The 13,282-nt window shown below is 51.8% G+C and carries 12 protein-coding genes; 9 read left to right on the top strand and 3 right to left on the bottom strand.

Annotated features, from left to right (window positions below; all coding sequences use genetic code 11):
* Positions 1-59 precede the first annotated feature (59 nt).
* Together Q0816_RS08310 and Q0816_RS08305 are read left to right on the top strand one after the other, a co-directional pair.
* The gene (locus Q0816_RS08310) at positions 60-713 is read left to right on the top strand and encodes a TAXI family TRAP transporter solute-binding subunit (RefSeq protein WP_298849361.1); all 654 of its coding nucleotides are present in this window, start codon (positions 60-62) and stop codon (positions 711-713) included.
* Positions 714-724: 11 nt separating this feature from the next.
* Entirely contained in the window at positions 725-1,060 is a 336-nt protein-coding gene (locus tag Q0816_RS08305) for an NIPSNAP family protein (RefSeq protein ID WP_298849360.1), read from the top strand.
* A 140-nt stretch (positions 1,061-1,200) separates the two neighbouring features.
* On the opposite strand, the gene Q0816_RS08300 is transcribed toward Q0816_RS08305, so the two are convergent.
* Positions 1,201-2,226, bottom strand: a complete 1,026-nt coding sequence (locus Q0816_RS08300) for a LysR family transcriptional regulator (protein ID WP_298849359.1) — start codon at positions 2,224-2,226, stop codon at positions 1,201-1,203.
* Between Q0816_RS08300 and Q0816_RS08295 the strand changes: the two genes are divergently transcribed.
* From Q0816_RS08295 to Q0816_RS08285, 3 genes are all read left to right on the top strand, one after another.
* Positions 2,164-2,469: a YciI family protein gene (locus Q0816_RS08295; RefSeq protein WP_298849358.1), complete on the top strand. Its 306-nt coding sequence runs from the start codon at positions 2,164-2,166 to the stop codon at positions 2,467-2,469. The two genes, Q0816_RS08300 and Q0816_RS08295, sit on opposite strands and share 63 nt — an antisense overlap.
* 391 nt (positions 2,470-2,860) lie before the next feature.
* Positions 2,861-4,441, top strand: coding sequence for a GMC family oxidoreductase (locus tag Q0816_RS08290; protein ID WP_298849357.1), 1,581 nt, complete (start codon positions 2,861-2,863; stop codon positions 4,439-4,441).
* Between the two features lie 371 nt (positions 4,442-4,812).
* Positions 4,813-6,549 carry an adenylate/guanylate cyclase domain-containing protein gene (locus Q0816_RS08285; RefSeq protein ID WP_298849355.1) on the top strand — a complete coding sequence of 579 codons (1,737 nt, stop codon included), beginning with the start codon at positions 4,813-4,815 and terminating at the stop codon, positions 6,547-6,549.
* Positions 6,550-6,767: 218 nt separating this feature from the next.
* Here the strand turns inward: Q0816_RS08285 and Q0816_RS08280 are convergent, their stop codons facing one another.
* Positions 6,768-7,214, bottom strand: coding sequence for an MBL fold metallo-hydrolase (locus tag Q0816_RS08280; RefSeq protein ID WP_298849898.1), 447 nt, complete (start codon positions 7,212-7,214; stop codon positions 6,768-6,770).
* Positions 7,215-7,244: 30 nt separating this feature from the next.
* Positions 7,245-8,189 carry a hypothetical protein gene (locus Q0816_RS08275; RefSeq protein WP_298849353.1) on the bottom strand — a complete coding sequence of 315 codons (945 nt, stop codon included), beginning with the start codon at positions 8,187-8,189 and terminating at the stop codon, positions 7,245-7,247.
* A gap of 118 nt (positions 8,190-8,307) precedes the next feature.
* Here Q0816_RS08275 and Q0816_RS08270 point away from each other — a divergent pair, with 118 nt between their 5' ends.
* From Q0816_RS08270 to Q0816_RS08255, 4 genes are all read left to right on the top strand, one after another.
* On the top strand, positions 8,308-8,898 hold the full coding sequence (locus tag Q0816_RS08270) for a TetR/AcrR family transcriptional regulator (RefSeq protein WP_298849351.1): 591 nt from the start codon (positions 8,308-8,310) through the stop codon (positions 8,896-8,898).
* A gap of 462 nt (positions 8,899-9,360) precedes the next feature.
* Positions 9,361-9,606 carry a hypothetical protein gene (locus Q0816_RS08265; RefSeq protein ID WP_298849348.1) on the top strand — a complete coding sequence of 82 codons (246 nt, stop codon included), beginning with the start codon at positions 9,361-9,363 and terminating at the stop codon, positions 9,604-9,606.
* 74 nt (positions 9,607-9,680) lie between these two features.
* Positions 9,681-10,400 (top strand): hypothetical protein, encoded by a 720-nt coding sequence (locus Q0816_RS08260; protein ID WP_298849347.1) that lies wholly within the window; start codon positions 9,681-9,683, stop codon positions 10,398-10,400.
* A gap of 218 nt (positions 10,401-10,618) precedes the next feature.
* Positions 10,619-13,237 carry a hypothetical protein gene (locus tag Q0816_RS08255; protein ID WP_298849346.1) on the top strand — a complete coding sequence of 873 codons (2,619 nt, stop codon included), beginning with the start codon at positions 10,619-10,621 and terminating at the stop codon, positions 13,235-13,237.
* Positions 13,238-13,282: the final 45 nt, after the last annotated feature.

Here is a 13,282-nt window from a genome sequence, read left to right as displayed (position 1 = left end):
CATAGCGTTCTGTCTAACGCAACAGCGTTCTGTAGAATAGAACATTAACGGAGGAGAAGATGTTCAAAACTTTCCGCTCCATGGCGCTATCCGGCGCACTCGCGATGGCAGCAACCGCTGCATTTTCGCAGGACATCGTATTCAGTGGCGTTTCGACGACTTCGGATGACTATCAACTGGGAGTCGTTTGGTCGGGGATCGCTCGCGAAGCCGGGATTCCTATGACTGTTGTTGAAAATGGCACCGTCTCAGGAATGAGGAAGGCCGCCCAAGGTGAAATCGACATGGTGGGCGTAGGCGCGCCGCATTACCTCGACGCCGTGGGTGGCACAGGAAAATACGCCGACGATCCGGAGGCGCTGCGAGACGGCTATAAAGATATGAAAGCCATTCTGGCGATGCCTGTCGGAATGGCTCAGTACGTTGCTCGTTCAGACACCGGAATCACTGACTTCACTGACCTTGAAGGAAAAACTGTTGGGACCGGTCGCCCTGGAGGAAACGCAGGCAAGGTCACAACTACTCTCTTTGACATTCCCGACGTAGCTGTCGTGCTAGAGATGCGGTTTCACTCCCATCAGGCCTCGCTTGACGCATGGGATTACGTCGGAATGCGGACCGAACCGTTGAACGGTTTGCACGTCGCAATGAACAAACAGGTTCAAGAAACCCGTTTTGTTTTGTTACATGAGGTAGGACCGGACGCTGTTTAATTGGGGTAAAAATGATTACATGCTTTATTCAATATGAGATTACGCCCGGAAAACTTACAGAGTTCGAAGCATATGCCCGTTCTTGGATCGCGCTTGTTGATCGCTTTGGCGGAAAGCATCATGGGTACCTTTTGCCCCATGAGGGACCTAGCGACTTTGCGACAGCATCCTTTTCTTTCCAAAGCTTAGCGGAATACGAAAGCTACCGGCAAAAAATCGAGACAGACGAAGAGTGCCAGGCCGTCTTCAGATTTGCGCGTGAGACTGGATGCATCAAGCGCCACGTCCGATATTTCATGCGCCCTGTGTTCGAGGGGGACCCGAAGGCTGCTATAGATTTTGGATAAGCAACCAATCAAACTCGACGGTTAAATAGCAGATCACGCCGCATGAAACTGGCATCCGAACACCTCGCAGATAAGGTATTCTGAAAGTTCGTTTTGTGCGATGCTTTACCTCGTATGAATTGCCGCTACTAGGGCGCGCGTCAGTGCCAGCTCAAACTCATTAGCCACTCTTTAACTGCCGTAATTGACACCCTTGATGTCTGATTCACATGCGACAACATCCAAACCTCCCTGCTTGGAAACTTGGCGCAATCTTCTGGCTCGATCGCTTGCAATCGTGGATCGGACAAAACGACTGCTCTTGGCAGTAGCGTCTTTCCAATGCCCGCCACAACGGCCTGCAGCGCCGTCTCAACATCCGTTACCCGCAAACCGGCACGCAGGTCTTCAGAATTCGCCGTACTCTCAAGCCAACGCGCCTGCGGCAGGCGAGAATGTGCCTCGTCATAGGTGATCCAGCCCAATGATTCATAATGCTCGGGCGAGATACTCTTTGCGGCGCAGGCAACGAATGACACCTCGCCCAGCTTTTGGGCTTTGGTGCGCATACCCCCATCAGATGGACGTGCAAAGCGCACAGAAAGATCGGCTTCACGCTTGGACAAGTCCAGATTGTCCGAACTCGGAACAAGCTCGACGCTAAGGTCTGGATGCAGACGAGTCAAAAGAGGAAGCTGAGTAACAAGAAAACGGTTCACAATAACGGGTACGGCGCTCAAGCGCACGGAACCCGAAACCCGGTTTGTGCTTTCGCCGGAAATTGCGCTTATCGCAGCATGGCTTGCCTCGATGCTTTCGGCGTGTGACAGAATCTGCAGCGCCGCGTCAGTTGGTTCGTACCGTCCATTTGCGCTGCGTAAGAACAGCGTTGTCGCCAGTGCCTCTTCGAGCATCTTTATCCTACGAGCTACCGTTGTATCACTAACGCCAACCTTCCGCCCTGCTTCGATCAACTTACCTTCACGGTGAAGCGCCAAGAGGTACTTGAGATCGTTCCAATCGTGTCTCTGCATTCTTGCAGAGTAACTTGCCGATATTGCTGACTCAATCTTCAGTTTTACTGTGGCAATCTTGGTCTCACGAAACTGGAGGAGAGAAAACAAATGAAGTTCATCATCCTGTTCGAAGACGCACCAGACGCCGATCCAGATATCCGCAAAACGCATATGGCCAAGCACCTAGATTTCTTAGAGACGAACGCGGACAAGATCGAGGCTGCTGGCCCGTTGTCCGACGCCGCAGATCAAGGACGCGACGGTTTGTGGATTGTGGAAGGAGACACAGAGGACGAAGTCGATCAACTGGTGTATGAAGACCCATTTTGGTCGACGGGTCTCCGGAAATCGTATTCGATCATCAAATGGAAACAGGTCTACGCTGACGGGGCGCGTTTGATCCATCCGAGCTGAGGCATCAGCATGTGGGCAAGGTTATAGCGGATATTGGTGCAAGCGCAGCGAATGGCCGGGTTGGATTTCAGCCTGTTTCACGACTTTGAATGTCCGGTTTCGGGAAATCGAGCTGCGCCGCCGCGTGTAATTGGGTAACACGGTTGAGCGGCCAAGGTGGTTTTTGCTGCACCAGCATCAGGCAGCTTCGTCCCGCAAGGCAGCCGTTCACTGAATTGTTCTGATTGTCCGCATCGAGCCCAATTTGACTGATGCCACATCGTTTACAAATGTCGGGTTTTACAAGGAGACCGTTTGGCGCACAGGGGTTGGCAACGGGTTGTAGTGCGCGGTAGTGCCGCCTTCTATCCACGTCGTAGTTGATTTGCTACGTTCAACTGGGATTGTTTGAATGCGTGGCGGAATTCATATGGTGGCCTTTGATTTTGTGATTTGTGGCGCGGGCACCGCAGGGTGCATTCTGGCCAACAGACTTTCCTCCGATCCGGCCAACAGAGTTCTCTTGCTTGAGGCTGGGCAAGAAATGAAAGGTCCGCTCCTGGAAGCGTATGGCGCGTCCGTGGATCAGTGGGACACACCGCTGGATTGGGCGTTTCGTTCAGAACCCCAAGAACATTTCGACAACAGGCGCATCTTGCTAAATCGAGGCAAGGGTCTTGGCGGATCAAGCGGCATAAATTGGGGTATGTATGTGCGCGGCAATCGCGGCGACTACGACCATTGGGCTCAACTCGGAAATACAGGTTGGTCCTATGACGACGTGCTGCCGTTCATGAAAAGATCGGAGGCCAGCAGCATTTTCGACGATGACTTTCATGGCATAGACGGTGACATTTCCATTGAGATGCCGCGCAATATGCACCCGCTTCAAGAGATGTGCTTTGAAGCCTACGAAGATGTCGGTGTTCCACGCAACCCAGACTACAACGGCAAAACGCAGGAAGGATGTTTCTTCTACCAGTTCACAACTAAAAACGGGCGGCGCATCAGCGCAGCCGATGGTTTTTTGGACCCGGTCACGGATCGTCCCAACCTAATGGTTGTCACTGGGGCCTTGCTGACAGGCGTGACGTTTGAAAGCAATCGCGCCACAGGCGTGACTTACTCGAAAGGGCGCGAGGCCACGGTTGTGTCGGCGGGCGAAGTCATTCTTTCGATGGGAACAATTGGCACACCGCAATTGTTGATGCTGTCGGGCGTCGGTCCCGCGAAGCATCTGGAAGAGCATGGCATTCAATGCCTGAACGATCTTGAGGGCGTCGGCCAAAATTTGCTGGATCATTTCGGCGGGCCGCGAGTATTGTTCACATTACGCGAACCAGAGAAATTTGGCTTTCCGATCCCAAACGAGGCGGCGAGTTTGCGCGAGTTTGAGGCTACGGGGACGGGCCCGCTCGCCACGACAGGCGTTGATGCCGGAGCCTTTGTTAAGTTGCGAGACAGCGACGAATATCCAAGCGCGCAGTCTGTCTGTTTTGTCTCGAACACCCATATGGATCGAGCGATGGGAACGCCGCCCAGTGTTCGGTTTGGTGGTTACATTTGCAGGACTCTCTCGAAAGGTAGCGTTCGGCTCGCGTCGGCCAGCCCATTTGATCGCCCTTTGGTCGATCCCAACTATTTTTCAGACCCACTCGATGTCGACACCCATGTCGAGTTCATCCGATTCAACCAACGATTAGCCGAGCATCCGGTTTTCGAGAGCGTTAGGGATGCGGTTGCCGGACCCGGATCAGATCGGGATGCCATCATCGCCGCAACACGTGCTGAAGCCAGCACCACCTGGCACCAAACTTCAACCTGCCGAATGGGCATCGATCAGACTGCAGTTGTAGGCCCAGACTTGAAGGTGCGCGGAATCGAAAATCTACGCGTGGTTGATGCATCCGTATTCCCAACAATGCCAAGCGGAAACACCAACGCACCCACGATGATGGTCGCCGAAAAGGGTGCGTCGCTCATAATGAGCTGACGAAAACTAAGTCGCAACGAAGCCACTTGAGACGTTCACGACCAAAAGCAGACGTCTGAATGTTTGAGGTGCACGGCAGCTTCGTCCGCAGATTACGAGTTCGACCATATGCCGTTTTTGCACACGCGGCGAATGGCAGGAATGCGGGCTGCTACCGCAGCATCTTGACCCGTTGGCCAACGGCAGCTTAGGGCCGCAGCATTCCGCTTACACGAGTTGAAGAAAACAGCTGTATTGAGCCCCGAGCATGCCTTCAAAGCGATGCAATATTTGCTGGCTTAGAAGTTACGCTTCAACGGTGCTGAGATTGTGGCGTCCGCTTGTCGCCTGAGACATAGCCTTGAGCTTAACCCTGGGTTAATCTGAGGTTCATGGAAAACAGCAAACCGAAGCGGCGACTTGCCGCCATTTTTGCCGCTGACGTCGTTGGCTTTTCGAACATGATGGGCGAAGACGAAGCAGGTACGCTTGCTCATCTGAAAGATTGCGAGAGAAAGCTGATCCAACCCACCGTCGCCAATTATCTCGGAAGCATCGTCAAGAAGATGGGAGATGGATATCTCGTTGAATTTCCGAGCGTTGTTTCAGCCGTGCAATGCGCGATTGAATGGCAGGACCAAATGGAAGGCCCGCTGGTGTTTCGCATAGGCATCAACTTGGGTGACGTAATTGTCGAGGATGATGACTTGTTTGGTGAAGGGATCAACGTCGCTGCCCGCCTGGAGGCACTTGCGGAACCGGGTGGAATTTGTCTTTCCGAGGATGCATGGCGTCAATCGAAAGGAAAAGTTGAGGCACAGTTTGAGGATCTTGGTGCCAAGCACCTAAAAAATATAGCTGAACCGGTGCGTGTGTATCGCCTGACATCCGGTGTACGCTCTTTCCCCGATGAACTGCAAATGGCAGCACGACGCAACGATTCAAATTCGACCTGGAAGCCTCCCACCGTTCTCCTTTCACCGTTTCGACACCAGGGTGCCAGCATTGACGCAGAAAGCCTGGCCTCAGGGCTGACTGAAACCCTGGGCTCGGCGCTTGCCCATTTTGAGGAGTTCGAACTCATAGATCCCAGTAGTGCGAAGCAGGCCATCGCAAACTCCGGAGCTCTCGAAGCCGGTCGTCGGCTTGGAGCCGAATTCGCGCTAGAAGGCATGGTACAGGTTGCGGTTCAGAGGGCACGCATAAGTGTGCAGCTTGTGAAAGTCTCCAATGGTCAACGGGTTTGGTCCGACACACTCGACCGCAGCCTTGATGATGTCTTTGAGCTTCAGGATGACATCACCGCGTTGGTCGCATCCACAATGAGCGATGCGGTCGGTGAGGAGCAGGCGAAGGCGATTGCCGAGAAACCGGATTCCGAGCTCTCGCTTCATGAGCAGGTTGTGCGCGGTCTTCAGCTCCTTCACCGGGTCAATCCCAAAGACAACGAAGTCGCCAGAGGCCACTTCGAGAACGTATTGCAATCAGATCCCAAGGGGCTTTGGCCCAAGCTCTGCCTTTGCTGGACATATGCCATAGAACTGGCCGGCGGCTGGCCGTCAACGCGAGCAGATGCACTCGAGTTCACCCTCAACGAAATGATCGATCTAATGCGCCGCTATCCGCGTTCTGCTCACATTCACCGGCTTATGAGCCGCCTGCGCTATTTCGAAAGCGATTACGCAAAAGGCGTGGCCCATGCCGAACGGGCCTACGAGTTAAACCCATATCATAGCGACATGATGATCGCACTTGGCCTTGCGCGATTGTGGAATGGTGAGCCGGAACAGGCCTTGGTCCATCTTGAACGTGCATTTGCAACAAATCAGTATGCGCCTGATGTCTTCAAAAACTACTTATCGCTTGCCTATTTCCTACACGATCGCAGTGACGACGCACTCAAGATCCTGGCAAGCAGCGAGGGCGGGCAGACAATCACAAGACTTTACCGGATACTCAACTTGGTAGGATCCGATCAGGTTGAGGAAGCAAAGACAGAGGCACAGTCGTTGCTTGGCGAATACCCAGACTTTCGCCTCGACCGCACACAACTAATAAATTCGTTTCGGCGTGGTGAGGATCGCACGCGTGTCGTTGAAGCCTTGCGGACGGCAGGTCTGCCGGGATGAGCCATTGGGGCCAGGGCCGAAACCATCCTCAGACAATGAAAGGAGATCAAACACCAGACAATCCAGAAACGCCGCTTGCTGCATCAAAACAACGCGGCATAGATTGAAACTACAGCGAACTCGATCCTCCAAAAGCAATCAAACGCTCGTGTTCCAATCATTCGATGACGGACAGGGGAGGAGTGCTCTTCGAAATTGAGGCGGAACCCCTTCCGTGATCAGCGATAGAATTCTGGTGCTTTTTTCAGTTCAGGCCATTGCTCTGGACAATGTCCATAAATCACGAAGGCATCCCGCTGGGATGCCAGACGCATGAGTCGGTCCGCGCTTGCAATCGCGGCCTGCTCATCCCAGGACCCCGCAAACTTCTCGTCGATCTCCGCGGACCGGGAGATTGCATCGCTCGTCAGCAAGAATGCACCCGATGGAAGATCAACCATCATGGCGATCTGACCAGGTGCGTGTCCGGGGGCTGCCAGCACTGTAAGACCAGGTCCGATTTCAACATCGCCTTCAACCTCAAAATAGCTCCGATTTGGGCCGCGAGTGACTGCGTAGTGATCGCCGTGGACGTAAGATGCTGCTCCGCCTCTGAGGTCGACTAAGAGCCCGTAGCGGCCATTGCTGAACCTCGGGCTAACTTCCGTTTGTCGGCAAGGAGGCAGAGACCATTGTATGACCTCTGCCTCGTCACTTCATCTATTGAAGAACTTAGCAACAGCATCGGTTGATGCCTTCACGGCCTCGGGCTTGTAGTAGAAGTCCACATGGGAGAACTCGTCAAACGCAAGTTCCTCGTGGTCGTTCGTCAGCTTCTCAACAAACTGGGTGGAGCATGGCGCGGTAAAGGCCGTGCTGCTGTAGATGGTCAGGGACGGCTGCACGATCTTGTCGGCATAGGCTTCCCCAATAGAAATCAGCGACTGCATGCCCTGATCGCCGATATGCATATTGGTGTAGGTCGGAACCGCGACCGGGCCTTTGGCACCATCGCGACCGTAATAGTCGTAGGATTCACCAGCCATCGGATTAACGCCCGATCCGACAAAGTCCTCTCGGGATTGCTCATCATTGAGGCCAAAGGGAGCGACGTAATCCGGTTCGCCTGTTTCATACATCTTCTGCTTCGAGGCGTTCGAGGCTGCGATCTGCTGGTTGACCACGTCTCGGTCGCTCCATTGGAAGCCATCGGCTGCCATCATGCCGGACACCATGGCGATTTTCTTGATCCGATGATCGGTCACGGCAGCGGACGCGATGATCGAGCCGCCTTGGCAAACGCCCAGACCGTAAATCTCGTCAACGAACGGCAGAGTGCCGAGGTAAGACACGGCGTCCCAAGTGTTTTCGATGAGCCGGAACATGTAGCGGGATTGCTTGTACTCTCCGGGCAGCGCAGGGGGCGAGCCCATGCCGAGGTAGTCGAAACCGAGGTAGATGAAGCCCCGTGCGGCCATTTCTGGGCCGTAGGTCGCGGGGATCTGATCTTTGACCTGTGGGAATGGGCTGGCACCAACGATGGCCTTGTAAGTCTTGGTTTTGTCGAAACTTTCGGGAAGGTAAAGGTCACCTGCCAAATCCACACCAAAGGATTTGAAGGTGACTTCGTTTTTGCCCGCGTCGAAATTTTGGGTTGTCATAGTCTTGGTCCTTTCGGGGTCAGGCAGCTTTGCGCCTTGCTAAAGTAAAACGTTGTGTTTACTTATGGTGAGGGGATGGCGTTTGTAAACACGCCTTTTTACTTTTGAGGCAAAAATCGTGAAACGCACTGAAAAAAAACGAAAAGATATTATCGATGCCGCTATCGATGAGTTCAAAGAGCAGGGGTTTTTGGGGGCAAAGACCACCTCGATCGCCAAAAAGGCGAATGTATCGAGTCGCACGCTCTACAATCATTTTGAGAGTAAAGAGGCCCTGTTTGAGGCGATCTCACAGATCATGATCGAGCAGAACTGGAGCATGGCGCCGGTGCCCTACGACCCGGATCGCGACTTCGTCGAGCAACTGAAGAACGCCTTGTGGCGCTACATTGAGGTGATCACCGATGAGACCGCCATCGGATTAAACCGAATGGTCATCTCAGAATTGATCCGTGACCTTGATCGATCCCGGCAATTCTTCACTGAAACAGCAACACAGGATTACCCAATAACGAGGCTGATCAGCGAAGCCATGGACGCAGGTGTGATCCGAAAGGCTGATCCGGTTTTTGCGACCAATCAACTTCTGGCGCTTGTAAAAAACTTTTTCTTCTGGCCAGAGTTCTTCCTTGGTGAGAACCCCACGCCGAAAGACGTATTGGACGATTGCGTCGCGATGTTTCTAAAGCACTACAAAGCAGACGTTTAATCGGCCATCACGAAGGGCAGGAGAGTCCGCGAGGCAGCCATTGATGAAGATACAACCGAAGGTCCGCACTGAACTGTTTCTGCACCTCTGCTGACAGCGGGACTTCGATATGCTACGTGAAACCATGACCTGATCGTTTTCCTTCGAGCCGCACCGAACACGGAATTCTCCGTGGCCAATGACGTGCGCATTTGAAAGGAAAACACATGAACCATACTGACTTTCCACCAATCCAACGTCGGCGTTTCGATATCGAAACGCTGCAGTACAATGCGGTCAGTCTTATGAAACAAGCAGATACTGGCCCGACATTTCTTCGTCACGGCGGTCGTGTATCTTATGTTGTTATGACCGAAGAGCTCTTTGACAAGCTCTGGCCGGACTCAAACCTGTCAGAGAAAGCGCCCGATTTGCACCCGGGTTCAAAGTTCCATCCAAGCACTAGGAAATTCGGAGAAAACCATGAATGCTTTGATAGCGATTGCCACAGTTTCGTATTTGCTGGTCGGCCATGCCGCATACAGCAAGATCATCATTCCGCGCACATACCGCGAAGCGCTCGACGGCGATGAAAACGCGATGTTGTCGCTTATCCACCGGAATGAAAAATCATCGGTCCACTACCTGACATATGGGGGTTGGTTGTTGTTCTATCCGGGGTTCTTCGCCTTAGGCTGGATCATCGCCCGTTTGGACATCGACATTTGAACCCGGGTGCAACTCTGAGTGCGGCTCAAAGTCGAAATCCCATCTGACACGCCTTGGCCACGGAGAGAAACGGCATGGATAACACAAGCCAAGATCGAGACCCAACCTTAGGTCAAATCCCTCACAGGAAAACACCGAAGGGCGGTTTCACTGAGGGTCGGCGTATGCAGCATGTACGAAAACAAATACAATGCTCCGTCAGGCAGTATCCCGAACGGCCACCGGAAGCGTTGGACGGCATAGACAGAGAAATCGAAGCCGCCATCCGGGAAGATCGACCAATTCGTTTGGACCATGCGTTTCCCCACGCTGCTGTTCACCCCAAGCGGTCAACCTCAGGTGCTCGGTGTGCCGGATTGAACCCGGGTGCAAACCACGTAGCAGCTGATATCGCAGATCAACCGGCGACCGCCGAGGGCGGCGACGTTGAATACATCAACGAGTTTAGATTAGTTGTTGTCCACCGCATGTCGCTGCAAGGCACACCCCTTGGGCGGATCGGGGCGTTACTCGGAATATCATCCAAGCACGCCCAGCGCCTCTTTGACAAACTGACAGATCGCCTTTTGTCGGAAGCAGAACAGGCAGATACCACAGCACTAGTCGGCGAAACATTTGCATTTTATCAAGCTGTTAGAACCGATTGCATGGAGATTGCAGCAACCAGTTCCGACGCGTCAGTTCGCCTAAAAGCTATGGAGACGGCGCTCGCGGCAGAAGCAGACAAGCACCGGTTTCTACAAGCCTGCGGTTTTTATGGGGATGCAAGATTTGTCCCACAAATCATTGCATAAAGCCCGAAAATCAAATTCAATGGCTGAAACACTGTGTCGGCGCCAATCCTAGCCTTCGCCACAACATCGGCACCAGCAGAGATGACCGAGTAAGAAGATCGGTCCGACACTACGCTCGACTTGCCCTATGGTTGTAACTAAGGACCAAAGATAACCTTCAAACCATAACTAGCATTGCACAACAATTTAGATCTTTTCAGCTTCTTAATGAGGTAACATTGGGAATTCTTTTTGATAGTCAGCCCCCTAAAGGTAGCTTGGACAAAAGCATCTCTAGCATTGTGGACCTAGTTTGGAGCTTGGCCGAACAAAAATATTTGAATGCCGCGAAGTCGGTTATTCAGATCACTCAGAAGTATCACAGCAAAAACTTTTCACTTGAACAGCTGGCTTGGAAACTTTGGTGCGATACAGTGGTACTCGGGCTTTCGGATTTCTTTCGGAACGCAAATTTGACTAGACGCCCAAGTGACGAAAATGAGTTTCGCGGCTTGATTAAGAAACTGCTTGAAGAAAGTGCCCAAGTTTCAAGAACTGACAAGCTCGGCTTAACCAAGGAGACAGCATCATCTCCACAAAAGCTATCGGTTTTTGCCGCTTTGAGTGAACAAATACCAACGGTGGCGCGGGCGGTAGATCCTGAACACATTCAACCAGATGACTTTCTACGGCACCGATTGCGGGAATCGATTGATTACGCACTAAAATATGTTTTGATCCATTCGTCTCAACAATACACTTCATTAGTGGACGCTCTGGAACTAAACGCATCCAGTCTTTTGCAACATGAAGACGAATGGTCGGCATACAAAGAAGCACTACGTAGAGCGGTATCAGATGAACCTGTTTTCGCTCAACCGCTCGACGGAGCATCGTTATCGGACATCTATGTTCGGCTACGTTGTTTTTCTCGCTTGAAGGGTGAGGAAGAGGATTTGGTTTCAAGAAAGCGGAAAAAGCCTGTGCCTATCAAGGTTGAATGGCTAGACGACGCTTTGCGACAGTGGCTGCTAGATTACGATAAGAAAGACCAACTTAGGATCGTGACCGGTGCCCCAGGCAGCGGTAAGTCCAGCACCGCAAAAGTATTTGCACACCGAACGAGTTATGCAGGCCGATACAATGTTTTCTTTGTTCCATTGCAAGGAAGAGACGTGTCGGGAGAAATTCCTTCCATTTTGGATAAACAAGTCGAGATTTCACGAGGTGGAGGCGGGTTGCCGTTTAACCCTGTGGATACACTTAGAGAAGATCAAAAGCCTTTACTCATCGTTTTTGATGGCCTTGACGAGATTAAACGGCAGGATCAAGGCGGCACGGATGTTACAAGAAAGTTCGTCGGCAACTTACGCAGCTGGCTGACCCAAATAAACGCTGCTTCCAAGAACACGTTTGTAAAGGCCATAATATTGGGCCGACCGCAAGCGGCTGATGAGGCGGCATCTGAGCTTTCAATCAACCCTGCACATGTTTTAAACACCGCACCGATTTCCAGACTAACAGAACGAGATTTCATGCGAATTGGAGATACGGGAGTAGTTTTAGAAGACCCAAATAATATTCGCGAAATTGAACAAAGAGAAGAGCTTTGGCTACGGTGCGCGCAGTGGTTCAATTCTGAAGCCAGCGCAAGCCCACCCGAAGGCTTCTTGGGCGAAGAGCTAAGTGAATTAACAAAAGAGCCCTTGTTACTATATTTGCTATTTGTTGCCGGGTTTGCGGGAGACCGTTGGCGTGAAGCAGCGGAGAATAGAAATAGAGTTTATCAAGAGATATTCTCGAGTATTCACGAACGAGATGTGGAAGAGAAGGGTGATACCCTAAAAAAAGGCGTCAACGAGGAAAAGTTGTTCTTCACACTCATGGAGTGTTTAGGTTTGGCCGCATGGAGAGGCGGAGGCAGAACAGGAGATGATGCTGTTTTTGTGAAACTAAGAGATACGGTTTACTCTCCTGAAACGAAAAAAGTTTTTTCGGGACTGGCAAGCGCTGACCTCAAAAATGTAGCGCTACAAATCTATACACAACAAACAAGTGACGAAGCACCAGGATATGAATTCATCCACAAGAGCTTTGCGGAGTACTTGGCGGCTCGAGCGTTGGTTCGCGCAACAATCAAATGGCTCAATTCGTATGCGAGTGATCCGATTGATTTTTTGGCTCGGTGGTGTCGGTTAACGTCCGGGCAAAGGATTGGTCCGGATCTCCGCAGGTTTATATATGACGAAGTTCGCTTCATAATCTCAGAGAAATCACACAATATAACTGAAGCGGTCAGTGACTTTCAGAATAAGTGTACGGAACTAATGGATGTTTTGACTGTAATTTGGGAGCAGGGATTCCCCGTCCATCGCGTCGATTGGATTGATGGAGGCACACCAAATTGGCGCGATTTGGAATTATACCAAGAGAATGCCGAAAACAGTGCCCTTACTATGATCGACGCACTTGCTGTTACCGCCTATCCGTCAAGGAACTTCAACTCAGAAGAAGTGAACTCTTGGACAAACGGCCCATTGTGTCCCGAGTATCCAGACAAACACAGCTTTAGCCAGTTTTTAGAAAGAATTGATGTCGTCCCTTCCTATCGCAACGGCTCTGGTTGGGGCCTGCCCCCTCTTCAACGCCTTAGAGTAAGGAGGCAGGTGATACGGTCACAAAGTAGATACTCGATACGACTTTCTTCGTATATGCTGTTTGAAGACTGCGACTTCTTCTGCGGAATTTTTTCAAATAAGATTACGCACAGCGTTGTTTTTTCGAACTGCGTGTTCAAACAAGGTTGGCATTTTACTGGAAAATTTATGACCTGCCCCCCGAGGCTCCCTCATTCATAACGAGAGTCTGCGGGTCTGGTCTTCATATTCGTCGTCGTTGGTTTG

The sequence above is a fragment of the uncultured Ruegeria sp. genome, assembly GCF_947497005.1.
Lineage (GTDB): Bacteria > Pseudomonadota > Alphaproteobacteria > Rhodobacterales > Rhodobacteraceae > Ruegeria.
Note: the sequence above shows the minus strand (reverse complement) of the source record. Positions and strands in the feature narration are given on the sequence as shown.